This is a genomic window from Umezakia ovalisporum Ak1311, from assembly GCF_029891685.1.
Lineage (GTDB): Bacteria > Cyanobacteriota > Cyanobacteriia > Cyanobacteriales > Nostocaceae > Umezakia > Umezakia ovalisporum.
The window spans coordinates 49,232-74,194 of the sequence record NZ_JANQDJ010000003.1 but is presented as its reverse complement, the minus strand read 5'-3'; the positions used below and the strand labels follow the sequence as shown (position 1 = coordinate 74,194).

Sequence of the window (24,963 nt, the reverse complement as noted above, 5' to 3'; positions counted from 1 at the left end):
GGTACAACAGTAGGTTTCCTGCCATTGGTGTCAAGTTAAGGCATCAGCCCAGATATCAAGAGAGGGAGCAGCCCTTCGTCGGTGGGGTTGACGGACGGCCTTGACTAAGCCCATAGAACGATGATGTTCCACAAGCCAAGGAATAAGTTGTAAATCAGGAGCAAATAAAAGTGCGCGGTGGAAAAATATAAACTGCGAAACACCATTTCCACAGAAATGCGTTCTAAAGGTCTTTGTAAAGCGAACGCTACATCAGCACACAAGTCATTGAGGACAGCGTAGAAAATCCAGGTAGCATATATTTGCATCTGTACACCATTAGTCCCACCAACCCAGAGATAGAACAAACCCAACAAACCCTTAGTCAATAAAAATGCCTCCTCAATCCGCCAACGTGGGCGGTATAAATCAAAAACTTCCTCTGGTGAAAGTTGTTGTGGGTCAAGAACGTTAGTCAAATAATAATACCAAATCTGACCCCACAATACTGACACTGGTCCCATGGGATAGCAACATGGGTGAGTATGATGCAATGCCATGTGAATAATTTCGCCTTTGTAATGAGAACCTTGAGAAAGTACACCTGTAACCCGATATCTCACCTTTTCCTTTTGCCGTGTGAGTACGTACTTGCCGGGAGCAGTGAGAGAATCAAACCACTCAAAACCATAAAATCCCATGTCTACTACGAGTAAACCACCATGAGGTAAAGGTTCTAACAGTCCTTGCCACCAACGAGTCTCATTGATTTTGCCATCAGCATCATACCAAGCTGCTACAGGAGTGTGAGCGAAAGCTTCCACTACCATCAGCATTTTTCCTGCCAACACTGAACCTGTTTTTTTCTTGCAATTGTCCGAAATGTTTTTTCATGGCTTCCAGTGTTGAGGCATCCCCAATCCAGATGGTAGGAAATCTCTGTGCTACCTATTTCTAGGCAGCGCAATACATCTGTTAACTGTTGTACTTTTAGATATGGGAGACTCAATATTATTGCTGCCATTACCGGCAGAGTCAGTACTCGTGAACGCAAGCTGCGTTCTTTGTCTTTTACCCCTTTAAGGTTAGCAAGTATACCTGGGTTAATTAATTCAAACAGGGGCAATTCTATCTCTTCACTAGCTGGAGCAGGTACGCTGACTCCATGGCGAAAATATGGATTACCTTGTTTTTTCCGTGGTTTACCCATGGCTTTTTCAACCCCCCTGTGTTGACTTTTACCATTTAGCTTCCCACTCTTGACATAAATCTATTTTTCTTAACTTGACACCAATGGCAAGATACCCACCCCACAAAAGTTTTATCATTCATATCTGTACTTCAGATTCGGTGCAAGGTGCTGTAAGTGCTCAAATTTCAAAAATTCACTAATATTACATGGGAGAAACCCGATTGTTTGAAAAACCGGGTTTCTGAGTTGGTACTTATTCCACACGTATTTGATTAAAAGCCTGATTTGTGATGAGTTATCCCTAACTTATTCCGGGAAATGCGTGCATAAAAGGAGCTAAATTGACAATACTAGTCTATTACTTCACTCCAGCCTATATATTGGGCTAGTAATGCTTCATCATCTGTTATTTCACCCATACCAGGTGGGCTAAGATAAGCAGTTCCCAAGGCTTGTACATACTTTTCTTGGTTAAACTTCTCTTTTTCTTCTTCGTTTTGTTGGTTTTCTTGACCACCGCTAATGTAAGCAGCAACCTCAGCAGTCAGTTCGCGCAACAATTCATGATTTTCGATGTGTATCATCGATTTTTACTCCTTTAGTGCAATGAATTTTGACGTTGGTAAACTCTTGCTATTTAACTCCCGTAAGTTGAGACATTATTAATGTCCCAACTTTTCGCTTACACGTATGGTAACGTCCATGTTTTCTGATTACCTCCGAGTTGTCGAAAATCATTTAGGTGTTAATTGACGTATTGTGATGTGAATTTTTTTGCTTTTGCGTTGTTGAGAATAAAGTCATGACTCTATGACATTTATGACCAAAAGTAATGGTTTTGATCACGCCAATTAACTAAAATTTCTCAATAAGCGAGTTGATCGGACATAAATTGCTATGAAATTAACCAATGTTGTGAAAACACTATGTAGCCTTGGTTTCGAGAATTTTAGTGATTAGCTAAATTTTTTTTCATCACAGTGATCAACGTATTAAGTCTGTTGCTTAGTTGACACTCCCCTGGCTTTAGGCGAGGGGATTCTACATTCACCGTCAAAACTTCTTGCTCAACCAGGCTTGGGCTATTGTTAAAAAATATATTGAAGAACAAAGACATTATGACAGCACCCGATGGAATGCCCCTAAAGAAGCTTCGTGATGGCGCCGATCGCAGTGCCGGAGGCAATCGCTTACGTCCAGCCCCTTTTGATTAGGGTTTGGTCAGGAGGATACGGAGCAGAGAGCAAGATTGTTCTACTTCTGCAATGCCCGTGTTTTTAAATCAGCGATCGCACCTTTAGTCATGGCGGCAATGGTTTTATCGCTGGCTTTGGGCAAATGATAATAATTGCCTGCGGCTGTTTGCGATAATTCTTTAGCAAAACCAGTAGACACAAATTTACTTTCGGTATCGATTACCAACAGTTGCATCCCCAAGGCGCGAATTCTGGCAGCAATTTCTAACAATTCTGCTTTGATGTCTGGTTTTTCTCCTGGTTCTAAGGGTTCACCTAAAGAACGGGCTAGGGGAATGTTACCGCGCCCATCGGTGATAGCGACTATGACAACTTGCCCAATATCTCCACTCATTTGGGCATTTACACCTATACGTACTGCTTGAGTTAAACCATGTGCTAGAGGTGAACCACCGCCACAAGGTAGTCTTTCTAGACGGTTACGTGCTAAGGCGATGGAACGTGTGGGAGGTAATAATACTTCTGCTTGTTCTCCTCGGAAGGGAATTAAAGCTATTTGGTCACGGTTTTGATAGGCTTCCGTCAAAAGTTGCATAACGGCACCTTTAGCTGACTGCATGCGGTTCAGAGCCATGGAACCAGAAGCATCTACCACAAATACTACTAATGCTCCGGCTTTGCGTATCAACCGTTTGGAACGGATATCGCCTGATTCAACAATAACTTTTTTATCTGGGTGTCTTTCTCGTCTGGCTTTTTGATAGGGAGCAGCAGATCTGAGAGTGGCATCTACCGCTATGCGTCGTACTTTGCCTTTGGGTAACATAGGCTTGATGTAGCGTCCCCGGTCGTCAGAAAAGATGATGCTGCGACTACCAGATTTGCCTTGTCGCTTTGCCATTTGGGCAAAGTAAAGTACGCTGTCATCAAGAATTACCCCTTCTGGATCAAAAATAAACTCCTCTGGGATGTCCGGTGGTTGTTGTTCTTGGTCTTCTTGGTCTTGGTCTTCTTGGTCTTGATCTTCTTGGTCTTGATCTTCTTGGTCTTCTAGTTCTTCTTGATTCTGTGGTGGTGGTGGTGGTGGTTGATCTGGTGGTGGAGTTTGCACGATTGTGGAACGTGGTACAATTACCAATTCCACAGCCCTACGCAAATCTTCAGCGTTGACTGTTGCGCGTCCTTCTAAAGCAGCCGCAGCTTTAGCTACTCGGAGAGCGAATAATTCGGCGCGATGTCCTTGGACTCCACCGCGAATAGCTTCGTTAACTAGATAGTTAATTTGTTCTTGAGTGATGGTGACTTCTTTCAACCATTCCCGCGCCAGAATGATTTGAGTTTTCAGCCCGTCTAAGTCTTCTTGGTATTGTTGAAGAAATTCTTGGGGAGATTGAGCATAGGCGATGGCTTGCTCCACAGCTGCCACTCTTTGATCTAAGCCTAGTACACCATCAGCAGAAAGAGCAATGGCGATTCTATCGAGTAAATGCTCTCGCAATGCTCCTTCTTCTGGATTGTAGGTAGCGATAAATAGAGATTTGCAAGGATGCTGAAAACTGATGCCTTCGCGCTCTATTTGGTTGCGTCCGTCAGATAATACTGTTAGTAGCTGATTTGATATTTGGTCATCTAATAAATTCAGTTCATCCACATACAGCACGCCTCGGTTTGCTGTGGCGAGTAACCCAGGCTGAAAAATAGTATCGCCTTCCTTGACTGACTTTTCTACATCCACAGAACCCAGCAACCTATCTTCTGTTACTCCTAAGGGGATCTGTACAAAGGGTGCTGGAATAATTTCCGTGGGGACTTCTTGAATATCTTGATCTGCATACTCTGCTAACAGATAATCATTCCAATCTTCCGGGCGGTTGGGGTCGCAGTTACCAATGGAGCCTTTAACCACTTCGATGGGTGGTAGTAAGGCATGGATAGCACGAGCCATTACTGATTTTGCCGTACCGCGACGGCCGGCGATCGCCACTCCTCCCAAGCCAGGATCGACTGCTGCTAACACCAAGGCTAATTTAATTGCTTCTTGACCGACTACAGCTGTCAAGGGGAAGGCTGTGATTGTGGAGTTGTTAGTAAGCGCGGGCATGTTTGGCAAAATAGCGATTTTTGGCTGCTACTTAATAGCATAGCAATTTCTGGTCAATATCATACTCTTGGATCTGCTAAAGCGCCTGTGGACGAATTCTTATTTTGTCTCTCCTTCATTAGGACGCGCTGCTAGATGTAGTTAAGATGTATATTCAAAACCAAAAAGGAACTTGACAGCGAATGAATTCGCCTGGGGCCAACCCCCATAAATAGAATTTAGGGACTACCTCGCCGCAGTGAGTTTGGTGTAGGGCTTAAAGCACTATATTGGGTTATCAACACTATCTCAACCTATTCAAAAGGCGGTTACCGTTTTCGGTTCCGCCTTTTCAAATTTGTATTCATTGAGGATTTATTGACACAGTTTCTGGTGTTCCAGGAGCGAGGATTCCTTCACAATACACAGTAAATTGCTACTGGATACTCAAATGTTGTTACAGTCAGTTTCTGTCGGACTAAAGTCTATCAATGCCCCATGGCGACTTGCTGCTATTGCAGTCAACTATGGGCAAATAGTCGTGCTAGGAAAGGGGTTTAGACCCAAAATTCCCATAACTATCAGTTTTTAAGTGATAATTGTCGTTTCTGTTTAGCTCCTCGTGTTATTTTTAAGACTCTAATATCTAATAATGTGGAGTAGGTCGCGGAGGACACTATATCCTGCTAAGTCCCAAAGTAAGTAGGCAAGAAAGCCAATCATTGCCAGCCGACCATTCCATAATTCAGCTTGAGGGTTCCAACCAAAAATAAAAGCATTACGATCCACACCGTTATAAGCTCTAGCAACTGGTGGTAAATCTGTGGAAGGACGAGTTTCTCTAGTTTCCATTTTTTTACTCCAAAATCAAACTAATTCTTCAATTTTTTCTCTTTAATAGGCAATGAGATTAATAACTAATGAGATGTAGCACGTCGCGGAGGACACTATATCCAGCTAAATCCCAAAGTAAGTAGGCGAGAAAGCCAATCATTGCAAACCGACCGTTCCAGATTTCCGCTTGAGGAGTCCAGCCAAACAGAAATGCATTACGGTCTCTGCCGTTGTATTCCAGTGCAACTGGCGGTAAATCCGTGGAAGGACGAGTTTCTCGAGTTTCCATTTTTTTTGTCCAAACTCATTTATTGCTTAACTTAAATTTACCTATTTATCAGTAATTTGCTTTCCATCTGTAGGTACAAACTACACACACCTCTCGTGGAGGATTATTATCAACTTATATGTAGGTTCAAATCCACCTTAAGGGGGTGATAAGACTTTTAATTATACATGTAAATTAACACTTGTAATTGAGAATAAAAATCTTGCATTTATCGGTGTAAAACCAACATATAACCTAATAATTAATTAGATTTTAACTGACGTAATAAAGAATAATTTCAGTAAAGATTTTACCGTTAAAAACTTAAATTTATCTCTAGCGTTAGAGATAAATTTCCAACTTTAGAAGGATATGTAAAATGGCTAAATTACATGATTCTGAAAGTGAGCAAAAATTTGGTATTGCCATAGATACAGGAATAAATAGATGTAGATGTTGACTTGCTACGGATGAAATTCCTCATTCTCCCCAAATCTAAACTTAGAAGAAGGAAATATAATGTTTCAATGTACGGAAAACATCCTGGAAATTTACAAGCCACTATTGTGGGTGGCACAGGTTCCAGTGGTTCCCACAAGTATTACGCCAGCGCAAGCATCAGTTATCAATTCTGGTCCGCGCTTTTTTGTGGCTTTAATCTCCGGTGTGATTTTAGCTTTTGCTTTCCAATTAGTTTTAACTAACCTCTCAGTTGCGGCTGGTATTTCCTACTTGGGTCGTCCATCGGACTCTAATGCAGTTGTTGGGGAAGTGGGAAATTTCGGTGGTACGATTCGCAAAATTGGTACAGCCCTGGGGTTGTGGACATTAGTTACTGTTACGGTTGCTTTATTAATTGCTTGCTTCTTGGCTGTGAAGTTAAGTCTATTGGTTTTAGATCCCAGGTTGGGTGCAATTCTGGGATTAGTCATTTGGGGTGCGTACTTTTTGCTTTTGGTGTGGGTGAGTTCGACTACCGTGGGTTCAGTGGTGGGTTCGGTGGTGAATTCCGCTACTTCTGGTTTTCAGGCGATTATAGGAACTGCTACGGCTGCATTAGGTGCTAGATCTGTCAATCAGCAGGTAGTAGCAACTGCTGAGGCTGCGGCTTCAGCAGTGCGTAGGGAATTAGTCCATGGGGTTGACCTTACTAGTATTCGGGAAAAGATAGAAGATTACTTAGAACAGGTACGTCCCCCAGAATTAGATTTATCCAACGTGGGTAGGGATGTTGAAAATTTACTCAAAGATCCGCAATTACAAGCCATTGCGACTAGTCCAGACCTAGGCAATATTGACCGCCAAAAGTTTATGGATTTGGTCAGCAGTCGCACCGACCTTTCTCCACGAGAGGTAAAGCGGATAACGGATATACTATACAACGTTTGGCAGCAGGTAGTTAGCCAGGAACAACCCTTAACAGAAAATTTAGGTGAGTTAGTCAACCATCTCAAGTCACTTGCACCAGGACAAGTGAAGACAGATGAACTCAATGCTAAATTGGATCGGTTAATTGCACAAATGCCCACTTCTAAGAAAGGAGTAGCAACACCAGAACAACCAGGTGTGATGCAACAGACTTTACAACAGGTCATCACCACGCTGACTGGAATTGCCTTGGGAAGGACGGATTTATCTGATATTGATGTAGAAAAGATTTGGCGATCGCTGATCACGGCTAAAGACAAAGCTATTGAACAAGCTGATCAACTGGGTTTACCAATACCATCAGCACCCTATAGCCCCATTCGGGCTGATGTGGAAAACTACCTACTCAATACCTATGCTTGGCAATTGAGTCCAGAAAGAATTGCCGCAGAATTTCGTAATGTTATCTATGACCAAACGGCAGACCCTGGTATAGTCAGGAGAGAGATCGAGGGAGTTTCTCGTCAGGATTTCGTGAATACCCTGCAACAACGGGGACTACTGACCCAACGACAAATCCAGCGCATTGCTGACCAGTTAGAAGCTGTACGGCAAGAGGTATTAGTTTTGGTCACTGCTTCGGAAGAAAGAGAAATTGCCCAAGACTTACAACGCCGAGTAGAAAGTTATCTACTTGTGATCAATAAAGCAGAATTGACTCCAGAAAGAATTGAGCAGAACTTTAAGCTATTATTAGAAGACCCAGAAGCAGATTATGAAACTCTGTCGCTGCGATTATCACAATTTGACCGCCAAGAAATGCGGGAGATATTGCTAGCACGGAATGATATTGAAGCAGAAGAACTAGAGCCAATTCTCAACGAGTTAGAACACCAGCGCGATCTCGTCCTGATAGAATCTCAAGGAATAGCAGGGCAAGCCAAGTATCAAGCAGAAACCTTATGGTTGAATATTGAATCATATTTGCGGAATACAGGAAAGGGCGAGTTAAACCCTGATGCTATTCGCGCTGATCTGCAGAAGTTGCTGGAAGATCCACAATCGGGAATTATCGCCATCAGGGCTAGATTAGCTCGCTTTGACCGTGATACCTTAGTGAAATTACTCAGTCAACGCCGAGATTTGAGTGAAGAACAAGTTAATGAAATTATTGATGCTGTGGAAGAATCTTGGCATAATATCCGCCATACACCTCAAGCTTTGACAGAAACCGTTAAGGAACAATACGACTCTGTAACCGCCACCATCGCTGATTACTTACGCAATACTGGCAAGGAAGAATTGAATCCTGAAGGCATTCAACGGGATTTAAACAGATTATTTCAACAACCAAGAGAGGGTGTTGTAGCATTGCGCCGTCGCTTGTCTCAGGTAGACCGAGATACCTTAGTGAAATTACTCAGTCAACGACGAGATTTGACTGAAGAGCAGGTCAATGAAGTTATTGATGCTATACAAACTTCGATTCGTAATATTGTCCGTGCTCCTCGTCGTTTAGCTACACGCACACAGGAAAGAGTGGCAACATTCCAAGCTTATTTAGAAGAGTATTTACGACAAACTGGTAAAGAAGAACTGAATCCAGAAGGTATAAAACGGGATTTGCAATTATTGTTGCATGATCCACGGGTGGGGATGGAAAGTTTAGGGGAGCGCCTGGCACATTTTGACCGTTCCACAGTGATTGCTTTGCTGAAAATTCGCGAAGATATGACTGATGAAGAGGCAGCCATGATTGCGGATAATATCATGTCGGTTCGTGACCAATTTGTAGAACAAGTACAGGGTATCCAACGGCGAATTCAAGATGTCATAGAAGGGATTTTTGCCCGTATCCGTAACTATCTCAACTCTTTGGAGCGCCCCGAACTCAACTATGATGGCATCAAGCGGGATATTCGCACATTATTTGAAGATCCACAGGCGGGCTTTGAAGCGTTACGCGAGCGTCTGTCTGCTTTTGACCGCGACACTCTTGTGGCGATTATGAGTTCTCGTGAGGACATTTCTGGAGCAGATGTCAACCGAGTGATTGACCAAATTGAGCGAGCACGCAACACAGTATTACAACGTGCAGAACGCCTACAACAGGAAACACAACGCCGTTTAGAAGAGGTCAAACACCAGGCACAACGGCAAGCAGAAGAAACTCGCAAAGCAGCTGCCACAGCTTCTTGGTGGTTGTTTGCCACAGCATTTGTTTCAGCTGTATTTTCGGCATTAGGAGGAGCGATCGCTGTGGTTTTAGTCTAGGTTGGCGGGGAGGAAGGATTGTCGCTCAATAATGACTAACCCTTTACTCCCCACTTGCTTCTCCCCATTGGCTAATGGCAGAAAATATTGATGAGTAGTCATCATTAGCAAATGACATTTTCATAGCCATTTGCAGAATTTGGCGCACAGCTTCAATACTACCGAGATCCAAACCCAGTGATTTTGCCTCTGATATGAACAAATCTGTATCTTTGAGTAAGTGTTTTGTGGGAAAATTAGGGCTGCTATAATTGGCATCCAACATTCGTTTCAGCTTTTTGTCGAAGGTAGGGGCATAAAGTGAACTTTGGCGGAGGATTTGCATAAACACATCTATGTCAATACCTTGACGCTCAATAAAAGCCAGGCTAAGAGCAAAGCTAGTTGTCAGGGAAGCAATAAGTTGATTTAGTGCCAACTTTACCCCAGCCGCCGAACCCACTGGTCCTATCAGTAAAGGTTCTGCACCAAAGTTTTGCAGTAACTTTAAATGGCGTTGATATTGTTCAGGTTCAGCCCCTACCATAACAATCAGTTTGCCAGCTTTTGCTTCTGGAATACTACCTAATACTGGAGCTTCTATATACTCGCCACCGCCACCAATTACGGCATCTCTAATTTCTTGGCTTTCTGTGGAGGTAATGGTTCCCATTTGAATTACAGTGCGCCCTTCTAGAGTGCGCCAAGAAGTATCCGAAAGCAAAACATGATAAATCGCTGCGGCATTAGTCAGCATGAGAATAATGCAATCACCAGCACGAATTGCTTGGCGGGGATGTTTGGCAATTTCCGCACCAGCTGCCTGTAGTGGGGCTAATTTTTCTGGGGTGCGGTTGTAGGCCACTAGCTCGATATTAGCTGTTAACAACCGTTGAGCCATCGGTAATCCCATGAGTCCAGTTCCCAGAAATGCCACCTTCATTTTTTACGTTCCTTTGGTACAGCTTAGGTGTAGCCAGTCGTAGATATCGCGTTTCCATTGTTTAATTGTACGCTTGTCGAACAGTTATCACTGTCCAGCAATAACTGTTCACCGATGATTAAGTAAAAATTACCCCCCAGCCGCAAAGGTGACCAAAATTATCACCGATAGTAAGATACCGGGGGTGAGTAATGTTACTAATAATAAAATTTCATTAGCTGTCATAGTTAATACTTTCCTCTTGTGTGAGTTAGCACAGTAGTGAATACGAATTACAAATTAGTAATTATTTGCTCAATGTCATGCTAATCTATATCAGGGTAAGCTAAGTGTTTTAAAGAGAGTTTTAACTTTTCTCAACTTTACTCTGGTAGAGTTAGTCCCCTGAGTGGTTGAGCTATTTCCCTCTGGTGTAGTCCTTTGCTTTGAACTAAAACTCCAAACCCACCTAACTCTGTAGGGTCTATGAGCTGGTGTAACGCTCGTCGCCGTTGCAGCAATTCTGAGATGTCTGTGTGTTGCCGAGAAATGCCAGCAATGCCATTGCCTAGGGCAGTGCGCTCGGCCCAATCCCCTAGACCCAAAGCCATTAAAAATAAGCCTTGCTGGATAAACCCTATTTTCTCTAAACCAAAGCGATCGCCCCATTGCTCCAAAGCTGTAAAATCAACATGGGCTGTAATATCTTGCCTACCAATGTTGATGTACGGATTGCTGTGGTAGCGATGCTTGTGGTAACATTGCAGAGTTCCTTGCCATCGCCTGGGGTGATAATAACTATGGGCAGGGTAGCCATAATCAATTGTTAGCACATACCCCCGATGCAAGCGGTCTGCTACAACACTTAACCAATCACTAACAGCTAAATTAATTTCGCTGCGATAGCCATCTTCATAACTACGAGTAGACAAATCAATTCCCACTAAATCGAAGTATTTTCGCAGTTCGGGTGTGGAAAGTTCTCCAGTAACTTCCACAAATAAATTTTCAGACTCATCTCCTCGTGTTGTCACATAAACTTCCCGCATTTGCCCGGCTTCTAAAATAAACTGATGTACTGGGAAAGCATCCACCAATTCATTAGAAAAAAAGCAGCCGGTAACGGAGTCTGTGACGATATCTGTTAAGTTGCACCAACGTACAGAAAAACTTTGCAAGCGTTGTTGCTGTTCTTGCTGAAATGCTGGGGACTTCTCTACAATTATATACTCTATGGCTGCCAAAAAATCTGGGTGGTGTAGCCGATAGTAATTGAGGATGTGCATAGCCAGTAATCCTTGACCTGCTCCCATTTCTACTAAACAAAAAGGGACAGGACGAGCTAAAATGTTCCACATCTGCAAAAATTGTTCCGCCAGTAACTCGCCAAAGTCAGTACTCAGATTCGCAGAGGTAAAAAAATCACTGTCTTGAAATCCAATTTTCACAGCATGACTGGAATAGTAACCATGTTCGGGGTGATATAAAGCCATATCCATATACTCAGCAAAAGTAATTCGCCCTTGGGGACTGGTAGCAATATGATGGGCTATGGCTGTAGACAGTGCTGGGTTGGAAGTCATGAAAAAAATCTGATCATGATGTAAACAAGTCATATTCTTATAGCATACTCAAACATAATATAAGTATTTTTATTTACTATCTCGCAGATGAGTTAGCATTGATTTGATTTTTTACCGTAAAACGAGCCAAAGCCCCTGGCTTTACAAATGAGGATTTGGAATCCTTTTGAAGCAACAATCCTCCGGCTTCTAGCTGTGGGTGGTGTCAAAATATTCTCTAGCTAGGGCAAAACTTTGTATCTTCGGTAACTGACGAGGTTTCACATTCTGAATTAAGGCAAAATAATAAAATTATTTTCAATTAACTAAAAAAATTATCCTGAGCAGGGATGGAGGGTTATGAGAGGTCGATATAATATGGACTTTATCTATTTTATTTAAAATATGAATGAGCCAAGGATCAAAAGGTTTTGGGAAAAACTGAATAATATAAGGCTAATTCGCTATGTATTACTTTTAGCTCTGGGTTGGGCAATTGTGCAAGTTTTCGCTTATTTTTCCACTGTGATTGTTATTTTTATATTTGCTGCAATTTTGGCATTTTTGCTGAGTTATCCAGTGAAGTGGTGTGAACGTTTTTTACCACATGGTATTGCAGTTATTATAGTTTTTTTATCCAGTCTGCTGGTTTTGGGCGGATTAATGGCAACTCTGGGTTTTGCTATATTATCTCAATTTCAACAATTACTTGAACAAGCGCCTCAATTTGTTGATTATGTTATTTCTTTATTAAACACACTACAAAATATTCTGATTAAATTTAATTTGAAGGTCAATTTTCAATTAATTCAAGAGGAGTTACGTAATCAAATTTTATCAGGGATTGGTACGGGATGGCTAATATTTCAAGTTTTATTAAGTAATTTGGTTGATTTAATTTTGATTGCAGTTGTGGCTTTTTTTATGTTGCTCGATGGTAAAAAAGTTTGGGATTTTGTTGTCAAAGGTTTTGCTCCTAATGTTCGTGAAAAGCTGACTTTAGCAGTAAAGCAAAACTTTTTAGGTTTTTTCTGGGGTCGTTTGTTGTTATCTTTATTTTTTGGTATTTCTGTATTTGTTGTATTTATTCTTCTGGAGCTGCCTTATGCTTTATTTTTAGCAGCTATCGCCGGGGTGTTTGATTTAATTCCTGGGATTGGCGCTACAATTGGGATTATCTTAGTTGCTCTGATTGTTTTACCTCAGGGAATTTGGTTCAGTGTGCAAGTCATCATTGCTTGTATTATCCTTCAGCAAGTAGAAGAAAATTTATTGATGCCCCGCATTATGCAAGGATCAATTAATATGAATCCAGTGTTTATGTTCTTTGCATTATTAATAGGGGCAAGAGTAGCAGGTTTAGTAGGAATTTTTCTATCCATTCCTCTAGCAGGAGTATTGATTAGTATGTTTAAAATTGAAGAAATGCAGGGAGGAAGTTAATTGAGTCTTGCCTGTGAAGACCGAGGGATTCTCATGGGATTACACCATTAAGTTCCTATAGCTGTAATAATACTGATCACAACCGCTCCAAGTTATATTTACCAGTGAACGCCCCTAGCAACAATTCAGAACAAACCCAGTCACGCAAAGCGGATCACATCCGGATCTGTTTAGAACAAGATGTTCAATTTGAGCAAATTAGCAATGGATTAGAACGTTATCGCTTTAACCACTGCTGCTTACCGGAACTAAACCTCGAAGATATTGATATCAGCACTACTTTCCTGGGTAAATACCTAGCAGCACCACTGTTAATTTCTTCCATGACTGGAGGAACAGAACAAGCTGCAATGATTAACCAGCGTCTAGCTGAAGTCGCTCAACACCACAAACTTGCTATGGGTGTTGGTTCTCAGCGTGTGGCGGTGGAAAAACCCCAACTAGCTCATACCTTCGCTATGCGTAAGTACGCGCCGGACATTTTGTTATTTGCCAACTTGGGCGCTGTACAACTTAATTATAAGTATGGTTTGGACGAATGTCTCAGGATTATTGATATTTTGGCGGCTGATGCCCTGATTTTACACATTAACCCATTACAAGAGTGTATTCAGCCTAATGGTGATACTAACTTTCGAGGATTACTTGACAGGATTTACAGTTTATGCAATAAGTTAACAGTGCCGGTGATTGCGAAGGAGGTGGGCAATGGCATTTCGCCTGGAATGGCAGAAAAACTTTTAGCTGCTGGAGTCACAGCCATTGATGTGGCTGGTGCGGGTGGTACGTCTTGGGCGAAGGTAGAAAGTGAACGGGCAGAAAATCCCTTGCAGAAGCGCTTAGGTAGGACTTTTGCTGATTGGGGTTTGCCTACGGCAGAGTGTATCACAAGTATTCGGGCGATCGCTCCGGATGTGCCCTTAGTTGCTTCAGGGGGGTTACGTCACGGATTAGATGTGGCAAAAGCGATCGCTCTAGGAGCAGATTTAGCTGGTTTAGCTATGCCTTTCTTACAAGCGGCAGTTGAATCGGAAGCAGCATTGTATGATTTAGTTAATGTGTTAATTGCAGAAATAACGACTGTACTATTTTGCACTGGTAATCCTACATTAAATAATTTACAAAACTCCAAAAGTTTACAACGAATACAATGAGTTAATGGCGCTGCCATTCATCCTACATCCCCTTATGAATTAAGACGTACGACTTCTGACGGATGATGCTAAACAACTAAAATGCGTAATTTTTTTAAACAAACTTTTGCCAGTTTACTAGGTACTGTAATAGGACTGATGATTTTCTTCGGTGTCAGCATAACAGGACTCTTGTTGTTGTTATTTGCTGTTACCACTTCCAGAGATACTACTCTAGAAGTGAAAGATAAGTCAGTTGTGGTTTTTGACTTGTCAATGAACATTACCGATAAAGCGCCTGAGTCTAGCGAACTCCTGCAACGAGCATTATCAGGCGCACAAGAGCAAAGTATGACACTCCGCAGCGTTCTCGATACTTTGGAAAAAGCTAGGGTTGATCCGCGGATTGTCGGTATTTACTTAGATGCAACAAATACAACACCACTGAGTAGCATTGGTTTTGCTTCCTTGACAGAAATGCGCCAGGCGCTGGAAAAATTCCGCAAATCTGGAAAAAAGATTATCGCCTATGGCGTGGGTTTGGGGGAAAAGGAATATTACCTGAGTTCGGTAGCGGATAGGATCATCCTTAATCCTATAGGCTTGATGGAAGTCAAGGGTTTAAGTATCCAACCGATATTTCTGGCGGGGGCTTTAGAAAAGTTCGGGATTGGTGTTCAAACTGTACGAGTGGGCAAATTTAAAGGCGCAATTGAACCATTGATCCAAAAAGAGTTGAGTCCTGAAAATCGCCGACAAATACAACAATTACTCAACGATATTTGGGGAAATTGGCGAACTACGGTCAGTTCTAGTCGCAAAATTACTCCTCAACAGCTGCAAGCGATCGCAGATAGTCAGGGGTTACTGACGGCGAGTGAAGCCAAAGCTAGAGGTTTGGTGGATCAGGTAGCATACCTGGATCAGGTAGTTACTGAACTGAAAAAATTGACAGCTAGCCATGAGAAAGAAGGTACTTTCCGCCAAATTAATCTCAGTAACTATGCTCAATTATCTGGTAAATCCCCCGGTGCAGGACGCAACTCTAAAAATCAAATTGCTGTGGTTTATGCTGAAGGTGAAATTGTCGATGGTAAAGGCGAAAATGGGCAAATAGGAGGCGATCGCTTTGCTAAAATCTTTAATCGACTACGCCAAGATAACGACGTTAAAGCAATTGTCTTGCGAATTAATACTCCTGGAGGTAGCGCTACTGCATCCGAGGTGATGCAGCGAGAAGTACAACTGACTCACAAAGTAAAACCTGTTGTAGTTTCAATGGGTGATGTTGCTGCTTCTGGTGGTTACTGGATTGCTAGCGACTCCACCCGCATTTTTGCTAAACCAACCACAGTTACAGGTTCTATAGGCGTGTTCGGGGTGCTATTTAATGGACAAAAACTAGCTAATGATAATGGTATCACTTGGGATATGGTAAAAACTGCACGTTATGCCGACAGTCAAACCTTGACGCGCCCAAAATCACCCCAAGAGTTAGCAATTTATCAGCGCGGTGTTGACCGCATTTATAATTTATTCCTGGATAAAGTTGCTCAAGGTCGGAAAATACCACCAGCAAAAGTGGCAGAAATTGCCCAAGGACGAGTTTGGTCAGGGAAAGAAGCCCAAAAAATTGGTTTGGTGGATGAAATGGGTGGTATGAATGCTGCTATTGAATATGCCGTCAAGGAAGCTAAACTAGGCAACAATTGGCAATTGCAAGAGTACCCCAAAGTCACCAGCTTAGAAGAACGCTTTTTTGGATTGGCTGGTCAAGAAATCAGTAACATCGTACCAATTATTAGAGTACCAGTTGAACCATGGAATCCACTGATGGCGGAATTCCAGAAACTCAAACAGGAATTAGTTATTCTGCAAAAAATGAACGATCCTTCTGGGATTTACACCCGTTTACCCTTCAACTTTAGGCTTGAGTAGGTTGTTTATATGCGCGTTGTTATCCAGCGAGTAAAATCATCCCAGGTTACTGTTAACGGGAAAATTATCGGCAAAATTGGACAGGGACTCAATTTACTAGTAGGAATTGCCCACACCGATACTGATGCTGAACTCGATTGGATGGTGCGTAAATGTCTAGAATTAAGGCTGTTTCCCGGTACAGAAGACAATGACAAATGGCAAAAATCTGTCCAAGAAATTGGGGGTGACTTGTTGGTAATCAGTCAATTTACTCTTTATGGCCACTGTCGCAAAGGTCGCCGCCCCTCTTTTGACCAATCCGCTAACCCACAATTAGCCGAAGAACTATACAATCGCTTTGTTAGCAAGTTGCAAATCAGTGGTTTGCAGGTAGCTACCGGTCAATTTGGTGCAATCATGCAAGTTAGCATCGAAAATGATGGACCTGTGACCTTGTTATTGGAGAAAGCAGCAAAATAGCAGCACATTAATCTTTGAAGGTAAAAATAAAATTTTATAAAGATTTCTTAGAAGTTCGTTTAATTCTATATGTTTGCGATAATGTATATAAGGATCAAATATGCGTAATCAATTTTCTTGTGCGATTGCGCAGGAATCCTAGAGCATCCCCAGGTTATATGGTCTTTTAATAATTACAAAGATTCTGTTGACTACAAAACCAAAAAATTTACAGGTCGTCCCCATCAGAATTTTTATGTGATGTTTCCGGCTACTAGCTTTCCTGTATAGCATCCACGATGAATACTCGGTAGAATTTCAGTTATGTAGTGGTGATTACCGTACAAAACCGAATTGTCTCCCCAAATAGTGGACTTTGTTGTGGTATAGTTAGGAAGTTAAGACTAGCTTTACCAACTACAATACTCCACGCATCGATAAAAATTGCCAAACGGAAAGCGGTTTTAATTAAGTATTTACCAAACAAAATCTGAATTGAATCGAGGCTATGACTCAGCAAGTGATTCACCCAATGGTGAAATTGCAACGTAACGTGCAATCACTCATCGAATCGAATATTATCAAACCAACTGACAGCATTTGGAAAATCGCATTGCTTTATGGCAATGACTGGCAGCATTGGAAACAAGAACTACAAGACTTCGGCTTTAGTATGCAAGATCCAATAGGTGAATTGCTAGAAGTGGAAGCTTGGGACGAAGAGTAAGTAATTATGACAATCACTACTCCTCATTCTTTATACTTGGCAATCAGCTAGTGCTATGGCCAGTTCTTGAGCATTTTGGTAGCGATCGCGGGGCAAATGCTGGGTAACCCGCTCAATAACTTCTCTTAGTTTAGGAGTAATTGTGGGCATCTTAGCCAAATCAAACCTGGAAGTTTGTCCTCGGTAACGATGAAACTTGAAAGGATTTTCGCCTGTGAGCAGAAAAATCAAGGTTGGCCCGATGGCATACAAATCAGATTGAGTTAAGGGTTTTCCGCGTTCTTGTTCGGGGGCGCAGTAACCCTCTGCACCAATCCGAGTGCCTGGTGTAGTCCCAATTTCCTTGACAGCGCCAAAATCCAACACTACTATCCGATTATTCGAATTCCGCACCATCAGGTTAGCTGGTTTGATATCACGGTGTATTAGTGGTGGGTTTTGGCTGTGGAGATATTGTAATATGTCGCAGGTTTGAATCATCCAATCGATGGCCTGGCTAGGTGTAACAGGACCAGTGGCATACACTTTTTTTTCTAAATCCTGTCCATGAACCAATTCCATGGCCAAGTATTTTTTGCCATCCACTACAAAAAAATCGTAATACTTGGGAATCCCCGAATGATGAAGGGATCTGAGAGTATGCGCCTCCCGTTTAAATAATTCTTGGGCTTTGGCAATTTTAGCCATGTCAGCATTCATTTGTTTTAAAACCAACAACTGTGGTTTTCCTTCAATTCCACCTGCTGCATGCCAAGCCAGATAAGTAGTACCCATACCTCCCTGTCCTAAAGTTCGTAATACCTGATATTGGCGAATTTTTTGTTGAACTGAAAGAGGTTGACCGCAATGAATACAAAATAGATTGTTCGGTGAATTGCCTTCGTGATTGCAACCGTAGGCTAAATTAGCCCATGTGTTTTCTTTCGCCTCGCTACCTTGAGGCGATAGCTTTAAAGTATCTGGTATGTCCTGCAATTGGAATTGTAATATTGGTCCTCCCTGTGCCAGTTGCAGCAAGCAATTATCCGCTAAATTACACTGAAGGACAAGGATACCGTCTACAAAAGTGCCATTAGTGCCTTGACTAATCATCTGCCAAGAAGGAACATTTTTATTTTTGGCAAAATTAACTCGCCTCAGTTCCAAGTGGTGCCGCGAAACCAAACTATCAGATAAAACCACATCATTATCCACCGCGCGACCAATGCGAATTACGGAGGAATTTTCAAAGTACCACTGCTGGAGTGGCGTTTTTTGCGGTTCTAACAGAGTCAGAATAACCACAATAGGACCTGCATGAACTGAAAATTAGGTTTTAGAATTGGAGGTGGGGAAATAGTTCACGACTTCCCACTTTTTATGTATTTTATATGTATTTTTAACTGTTATGTGATTCCCCATAATTTGGGCAAAGTTTAATCCGAACAATTATAGCAGTAATATTGTCGTGACCATTATATTGGTTAGCTAAATCAATTAATTCTGTAACTCCCTGTTCCAAATTAGCACCAGAACTTAGTAGGGGAACCAAAAGATTCTTGCCATGAATTTCCAATAATTCATTATCCGATAAACCATCCGATACCAGGATGAAAAGGCTATCTTCAGTAATCTCGAGAAATTCTACATCGGGATAAACCGAGTTTTGATCACGAGGACCCAAGGCTTGAGTTAATTGATAGGCATCTGGACGAGCATAGGCTATGCTAGGCTCCACTCCCCGATAAATTTCTCGTTGACCTACTTCATGATCTACAGTGATTTGTTCTAATCCCTGCTGGTGTGTGAAGCGGTAAAGGCGACTATCTCCCACATGGGCCACTGCTGCTTGAGTACCTTGAATTAAGAGCATAACCAACGTAGTGCCCATGCGATTGATACCCGCACGAGATTCTTGTTGATTTACCTCATAAATTGCTTCATTAGCTAAATATACTGCCTCATAGAGCATATTTTGGCTCGGTATTTGGTCACTAATCCAATGTTGAGCAAAATATTCCCTGAGAGTAGTAACAGCCAACTCGCTTGCTACCTCACCCCCTGCATGCCCACCCATACCATCACAGAGAATATACAAACCACGGGCTTGTACAACACGCTTATGGGGCAATTCCTGCTTGTAAATTTTTGTGTCAATACCAAAGGAGTCCTCATTGTGATTGCGTTGACTACCTACATCAGTGAGTCCGGCATCATCCAAACTACTCAATTGCATTGAGAGTACAATAGTTGGTACATTATCCTTGTCGCCAGAAACATCTTCTAAATCATCTAACTGCAAAATCGTGGGTGCAGTGGTACTTGTTTCTTCCATCGGATCAGAAGTTGTCATCATGGGTGTTTCTAATTCAGTAGCGATTTCTTCTATACGCCATCGCAACTGCTCAACTGTCTGAATTTTATCTGATTCCAAATCTTCTAAAACGTTTATTATGGAACCAAATTGAGTGCATTGGGACTGTCTATATAGTGTCTGCCAAACTTGACCCAATGCTTTAATTGTTAAAGGCTTTCTGGCAAGTATTTTTCCTTGACCCTCTCGAGAGCATGCCATATTCGGCTGTTGATTGATTGATTCTACATATAAGCGCTGTAGTGCTAGTGTTTGGTCTTGATCTAAGCGCAGATTGGACAAATCCAACAAGCTTTGACGACAATTTACTGTTTCTAATAAAGTCCAGAGTTTTGTCATCCGATACATGCAGTCTAGGATTTGTAAGGTAGAGGTTGTTTCAGCTTGCCATAAGTCAAGTAGATATTGCCAATCTGAACGGTCTTCAATGAGTAGCACCTGCATATCATACTGTTGCCAGACATCATGAATTGCTGGTATGCTTGGGTGACTTGGGGACTGCAAGATAATATAAGCCTGAGCAAGGTGAGAAATTCCACTGAGTTCAACTGATGGCTGTTGCCCATTGGCTAGCATGACCTCAATCGGCGATATTTGGTATGGCTGACAGTCCAAGACTTTCACCGATATTTCCGCATTGGAGATATTTTCCTTTACATCTGGTAGCGATTCTAGCAGTTGATAACGTTGTTTTGGGTCTAAATAAGAACCTATTGTCAGTTGTAATAAAGAGATAGCCGAAGTATAGGCGGTTTCTGGAACATCTTGTTCTTTAGTCCTGTGTTCTTTTTCATTCCCAATTCTCAGTTCGCAGTTCCCAGTCTCAGATTTAGTGATAATTGCCTGCCAAACTGTCCCGCACTCAGCCCCACAGTTATGACAAAGTTGTGCATTTACAGGCACTTCGGTACTGCACTCTGGGCAAACCTTATGGGTCAGGGACGCACCACAGCTTTGACAGAATTTGTTAGCACTGGGGTTTTCAAATTTACACTGAGGGCACATCAGCATAGTGGAAGTTCCTTCATTCCCGTTCCAAGCTGCTTCTAGTCACTAATATCCAAAGTGCCACAATTAGTAGCCCCTGCCTAGAGTAAAAGTACAATAAATCCTGGTTTAGCCAATGATTTTTGGTAGCAGAATTAATTATGAGTTACATTAGGCTAATCTTTTAAATGATGGCAGCCAACTTTTCTTCTCATTGCCCTGAGTCAAGGTGAAGAATTCTAGCTTCACTTTACCCTGGTAGTAATAGCCCTAGATAGTTGTTTGTACTTTTTAGGCAAACTATGCAACAATTTGAGTTCTGAGGGCATAAGGTGACGCCACTGACCCAGCTGTAAACCATTGAGATTGAGATGGGCTATGCTGACCCTGACTAATCGCAACGTAGGAAATCCTACAGTCGCAGTCATTCGCCGCACTTGACGATTTTTTCCTTCAGTCAATGTCATTTCTAACCAAGACGTAGGGATACTCTTGCGAAATCTAATTGGCGGGTTACGTTCAGGAAGATGGGGATGTTCTAAAAACAATCTTACTTGCGCTGGTTGAGTGCGGTAATTTTGAATTTCCACACCCATTTGTAACTTGTTGAGAGCATCTGCACTAGGAATACCCTCTACTTGCACCCAGTAAGTGCGTTGATGTCCAAAACAGGGATGAGCGAGGCGATGTTGCAATTGTCCATCATTGGTCAATAATAATAAACCTTCGCTATCCCAATCTAAACGTCCCACAGGATAAACATCGGGAACCGGGATATAATCCTTTAGGGTATTATGTTTAGATGTTTCCTGGGTAAATTGACTCAGAACTCCATAGGGTTTATAAAAAAGAATATATCGATAATGGTTAGCCATTAGTTGTTAGTTGTTGCTCATAAGTCAATTTTAATTCCATTGACCTGGGCCCCGACCTGTGAGAAAAATTCCCAAACATTGAGGACAACCATCCTCAAAAACTAATAATTTAACTCATAAATGATTAACATTCCCACCCGTATTACTAACCGGGGTGGTACAATTTCACTCATGCTAGGGGTGCCTGAACATTCAGGCTGAGATCACACCCTTAACACCTGAGTCTGGCTAATACCAGCGGAGGGAAGCTGTTTATCGAGGAATTCAATATGCGGACAGAATGGGTTGCCAAGCGTCACGGACAAAGTAATGTAACTCAAATGCATTACGCACGCCAGGGTGTTCTTACTGAAGAAATGTGCTATGTGGCCAAGCGGGAAAATCTACCTGCTGATCTCATTCGTGAAGAAGTGGCGCGGGGACGGATGATTATTCCCGCTAACATTAATCACACTAACCTGGAACCGATGTGCATTGGCATCGCTTCTAAATGTAAAGTCAATGCTAATATTGGCGCTTCTCCCAACTCTTCCAATCTTCAAGAAGAAGTAGATAAGTTAAATCTCGCCGTGAAATATGGTGCTGATACCGTGATGGATTTGTCCACAGGTGGTGGTAACTTAGATGAAATTCGCACTGCTATTATTAATGCCTCATCTGTTCCCATTGGCACAGTACCAGTTTACCAAGCTTTGGAAAGTGTCCACGGCAAAATTGAAAATCTCACCGCCGATGACTTTCTTAACATTATTGAAAAACACGCCCAACAAGGTGTAGATTATCAAACTATCCACGCCGGGATTTTAATTGAACATTTACCTTTGGTGAAAAACCGTATTACTGGTATTGTGTCCCGTGGTGGTGGTATTTTGGCGCGGTGGATGCTACACCACCACAAACAAAACCCTCTATATACCCACTTTCGAGACATCATTGATATTTTCAAAAGATACGATGTTTCCTTCAGTTTGGGAGATTCCCTCCGTCCTGGCTGTACTCATGATGCCTCAGATGCTGCACAATTGGCAGAACTTAAAACCCTCGGACAGCTAACCCGCAAGGCTTGGGAAGATGATGTACAGGTGATGGTCGAAGGACCTGGACACGTACCAATGGATCAAATTGAGTTCAATGTCCGCAAACAAATGGAAGAGTGTTCAGAAGCACCTTTCTATGTGTTGGGACCTTTGGTAACAGATATTGCTCCCGGTTATGACCATATTACCTCCGCCATTGGGGCAGCTATGGCTGGCTGGTATGGTACAGCTATGCTCTGTTATGTCACACCTAAAGAACATTTGGGTTTACCGAATGCTGAAGATGTGCGCAATGGTTTGATTGCTTATAAAATAGCGGCTCATGCTGCGGATATTGCTAGACATCGCCCCGGTGCAAGAGACATAGATGATGAACTTTCTAAAGCCCGTTATAACTTTGATTGGAATCGTCAGTTTGAGTTGGCTTTAGACCCGGAAAGGGCTAAGGAATATCACGATGAAACTCTACCAGCAGATATTTATAAAACTGCTGAGTTTTGTTCTATGTGTGGTCCTAAGTTCTGTCCGATGCAAACCAAAGTTGATGCTGATGCTTTGACTGAACTTGAGAAGTTCTTGGCGAAGGAACCTGTAGGTCAGGGTTAAGTCAACTATCATTAAATATCGTTGCTGGGTGCAACCCAGTAACGATATTGGTGTCGAGGTTAACTGTGCACCAAACCAAATTCTGATATTCAAGTTAAATCCTAAAAATCAATGAGTGAAGCAATTAAATGGACTGCTGAAGCTGAGGCTAAACTCAAGGAAATTCCTTTTTTTGTCCGTCCCTTTGCCCGCAAAAAAATTGAAACTTATGCTGGAGAGAATAGTATATTTTTAATTACTCTGGAAGTTTACGAACTGGTTAAAAAACAATTTAACTAGAATTTTAACTAATATGATTTGTAGCACAACTACAGTTCAATCTCACGCATGGTCGCAAAGAGTTTTTATGAGTGTTTATGATACGGCGGATTTCACCTGGGTGAGGTATACCTGTAGAGTAAATATGTGGGTAGTACAAGATTTTTATTATTCATTTGTGTAGTTTATTTATCTGTAATATGGTTTAAGTAATTAAATTGTTTTGATATGAGATATCTATTTAAAAATAATCTGTTAGAAGTTTTAGCCGACAGAGGAAAATTAAAATGGGATATTTCCAGAACTGCTTACCTGTCAATACTACCGCGAATATCCTCTCAAATACTGTGTGAATAATGGGCGATCGCCTATGCTAAAAGTGTCAAACTGACAAAGTATGATGCCTTGGGCGATCGCTTGGCAATGAAATAAAAGTAAGTGTATTTAGCTTGTTTATAATACAATCTAATTATAGTTGTTTATTTAAACATCGAGGCTGGCTAAAAGTGAACAGTTCTAACAGTTCATTAAACATGGTAGAACACTCTTCAAATATTGGAGTTGTAGAGCAACACGCCAGTCAAAAAGAATTACAACCTTTAACCAAAGGATTTCAACTGCAATACACACATCCTCACGGAAAACTTTATCAAGGTAATTCAATAGATTGGCTGGCGTCCCTTGAATCTGAAACTGTTGATTTGGTCTTTGCTGACCCACCTTATAATATTAAAAAAGCTGCATGGGATAATTTTGAGAATCAAGAGGAATATATTGATTGGTCTATTCAATGGATTAGTGAAGCTTCACGTATTCTTAAGTCTACTGGCTCTCTTTATGTTTGTGGTTTTTCGGAAATACTAGCTGATTTAAAGTATCCTGCATCAAAGTATTTTAACAGTTGTCGTTGGTTAATTTGGCATTACAAAAATAAAGCTAACTTAGGTCATGATTGGGGACGTTCCCATGAAAGTATTATTCATTTTCGTAAATCTGATTTTGTTAAAATCAACATTGATGATGTGCGAATTCCTTATGGTGCACATACATTAAAATATCCCTCTCACCCACAAGCAGAAACAAGCGCCTACGGAAAAGGAACAACGAAGAAACACAATAGCTGGACACCTCACCCAAAAGGTGCGAAGCCTAAAGATGTAATTGAGATTCCTACTACTTGTAATGGTATGGGTGAGAAAACACCCCATCCAACTCAAAAGCCAGAAGAATTGATCAGAAAATTCGTGCTTGCATCTTCTGAAAAAGGAAATTTGATTGTTGATCCATTTTCAGGATCAGGAACAACTATCGTAGTTGCAGAACAACTTAATCGTTATTGGATGGGATGTGATCTCAGTGTTGAGTATAACTATTGGGCAACTAAACGATTAGAAAATGTCCTTCCCATGACTAAAGAACAATGGATAGCCTTTGATCGTAAAAATGCAGAACGAAGGGATTCTATCAGATGAGGGTAAAACATATGATCAATTATGCAGATTAGGGAGAGT

Annotated in this window: 18 protein-coding genes, 1 pseudogene and 1 riboswitch; of the genes and pseudogenes, 9 read left to right on the top strand and 10 right to left on the bottom strand. The window is 41.7% G+C overall.

The window, feature by feature from the left end:
* Positions 1-30: 30 nt before the first annotated feature.
* From NWP25_RS18600 to NWP25_RS00365, 5 genes and pseudogenes are all read right to left on the bottom strand, one after another.
* Positions 31-1,189: pseudogene (locus NWP25_RS18600) on the bottom strand (transposase).
* Positions 1,190-1,521: 332 nt separating this feature from the next.
* Positions 1,522-1,755 (bottom strand): hypothetical protein, encoded by a 234-nt coding sequence (locus NWP25_RS00380; RefSeq protein WP_280652392.1) that lies wholly within the window; start codon positions 1,753-1,755, stop codon positions 1,522-1,524.
* A gap of 670 nt (positions 1,756-2,425) precedes the next feature.
* Positions 2,426-4,468 carry a magnesium chelatase ATPase subunit D gene (bchD, locus tag NWP25_RS00375; RefSeq protein ID WP_280698631.1) on the bottom strand — a complete coding sequence of 681 codons (2,043 nt, stop codon included), beginning with the start codon at positions 4,466-4,468 and terminating at the stop codon, positions 2,426-2,428.
* A gap of 618 nt (positions 4,469-5,086) precedes the next feature.
* Positions 5,087-5,299 (bottom strand): chlorophyll a/b-binding protein, encoded by a 213-nt coding sequence (locus NWP25_RS00370; RefSeq protein WP_280657034.1) that lies wholly within the window; start codon positions 5,297-5,299, stop codon positions 5,087-5,089.
* A gap of 58 nt (positions 5,300-5,357) precedes the next feature.
* Complete coding sequence (locus NWP25_RS00365; RefSeq protein ID WP_280652395.1) at positions 5,358-5,570, bottom strand: chlorophyll a/b-binding protein; 213 nt, start codon at positions 5,568-5,570, stop codon at positions 5,358-5,360.
* 498 nt (positions 5,571-6,068) lie between these two features.
* Between NWP25_RS00365 and NWP25_RS00360 the strand changes: the two genes are divergently transcribed.
* Positions 6,069-9,191, top strand: a complete 3,123-nt coding sequence (locus tag NWP25_RS00360; protein WP_280698630.1) for an MFS transporter — start codon at positions 6,069-6,071, stop codon at positions 9,189-9,191.
* 43 nt (positions 9,192-9,234) lie between these two features.
* On the opposite strand, the gene NWP25_RS00355 is transcribed toward NWP25_RS00360, so the two are convergent.
* Both NWP25_RS00355 and NWP25_RS00350 read right to left on the bottom strand, forming a co-directional pair.
* On the bottom strand, positions 9,235-10,113 hold the full coding sequence (locus NWP25_RS00355; protein ID WP_280652397.1) for an NAD(P)-dependent oxidoreductase: 879 nt from the start codon (positions 10,111-10,113) through the stop codon (positions 9,235-9,237).
* A 362-nt stretch (positions 10,114-10,475) separates the two neighbouring features.
* Positions 10,476-11,675 (bottom strand): class I SAM-dependent methyltransferase, encoded by a 1,200-nt coding sequence (locus NWP25_RS00350; RefSeq protein WP_280650636.1) that lies wholly within the window; start codon positions 11,673-11,675, stop codon positions 10,476-10,478.
* Between the two features lie 384 nt (positions 11,676-12,059).
* Here NWP25_RS00350 and NWP25_RS00345 point away from each other — a divergent pair, with 384 nt between their 5' ends.
* The 5 genes from NWP25_RS00345 (at position 12,060) to NWP25_RS00325 (ending at position 17,336) form a co-directional block, all read left to right on the top strand.
* A complete protein-coding gene (locus tag NWP25_RS00345) occupies positions 12,060-13,097 on the top strand; it encodes an AI-2E family transporter (protein ID WP_280657030.1) in 1,038 nt (345 codons plus the stop codon).
* Between the two features lie 104 nt (positions 13,098-13,201).
* Positions 13,202-14,251 (top strand): type 2 isopentenyl-diphosphate Delta-isomerase, encoded by a 1,050-nt coding sequence (gene fni, locus NWP25_RS00340; protein WP_280650634.1) that lies wholly within the window; start codon positions 13,202-13,204, stop codon positions 14,249-14,251.
* An 81-nt stretch (positions 14,252-14,332) separates the two neighbouring features.
* Complete coding sequence (gene sppA / locus NWP25_RS00335; protein ID WP_280650633.1) at positions 14,333-16,168, top strand: signal peptide peptidase SppA; 1,836 nt, start codon at positions 14,333-14,335, stop codon at positions 16,166-16,168.
* A gap of 9 nt (positions 16,169-16,177) precedes the next feature.
* Positions 16,178-16,630 (top strand): D-aminoacyl-tRNA deacylase, encoded by a 453-nt coding sequence (dtd, locus tag NWP25_RS00330; RefSeq protein ID WP_280650632.1) that lies wholly within the window; start codon positions 16,178-16,180, stop codon positions 16,628-16,630.
* A 487-nt stretch (positions 16,631-17,117) separates the two neighbouring features.
* Complete coding sequence (locus NWP25_RS00325) at positions 17,118-17,336, top strand: DUF4327 family protein (RefSeq protein ID WP_280650631.1); 219 nt, start codon at positions 17,118-17,120, stop codon at positions 17,334-17,336.
* Positions 17,337-17,366: 30 nt separating this feature from the next.
* Here the strand turns inward: NWP25_RS00325 and NWP25_RS00320 are convergent, their stop codons facing one another.
* From NWP25_RS00320 to NWP25_RS00310, 3 genes are all read right to left on the bottom strand, one after another.
* Complete coding sequence (locus NWP25_RS00320; protein WP_280650630.1) at positions 17,367-18,620, bottom strand: FHA domain-containing serine/threonine-protein kinase; 1,254 nt, start codon at positions 18,618-18,620, stop codon at positions 17,367-17,369.
* A gap of 94 nt (positions 18,621-18,714) precedes the next feature.
* Complete coding sequence (locus NWP25_RS00315) at positions 18,715-20,700, bottom strand: serine/threonine phosphatase (RefSeq protein ID WP_280698628.1); 1,986 nt, start codon at positions 20,698-20,700, stop codon at positions 18,715-18,717.
* A 221-nt stretch (positions 20,701-20,921) separates the two neighbouring features.
* A complete protein-coding gene (locus NWP25_RS00310) occupies positions 20,922-21,551 on the bottom strand; it encodes an rRNA large subunit pseudouridine synthase E (protein ID WP_280650628.1) in 630 nt (209 codons plus the stop codon).
* A gap of 166 nt (positions 21,552-21,717) precedes the next feature.
* Positions 21,718-21,814, top strand: a riboswitch (TPP riboswitch).
* Between the two features lie 6 nt (positions 21,815-21,820).
* Between NWP25_RS00310 and thiC the strand changes: the two genes are divergently transcribed.
* The 3 genes from thiC to NWP25_RS00295 all read left to right on the top strand — a co-directional run bounded on the left by thiC (position 21,821) and on the right by NWP25_RS00295 (position 24,924).
* Positions 21,821-23,194, top strand: a complete 1,374-nt coding sequence (gene thiC / locus NWP25_RS00305) for a phosphomethylpyrimidine synthase (protein WP_280650627.1) — start codon at positions 21,821-21,823, stop codon at positions 23,192-23,194.
* Between the two features lie 111 nt (positions 23,195-23,305).
* A complete protein-coding gene (locus NWP25_RS00300) occupies positions 23,306-23,473 on the top strand; it encodes a PCP reductase family protein (protein ID WP_280657025.1) in 168 nt (55 codons plus the stop codon).
* A 512-nt stretch (positions 23,474-23,985) separates the two neighbouring features.
* Entirely contained in the window at positions 23,986-24,924 is a 939-nt protein-coding gene (locus tag NWP25_RS00295; protein WP_280657024.1) for a DNA-methyltransferase, read from the top strand.
* The last annotated feature ends 39 nt before the right edge of the window (positions 24,925-24,963 follow it).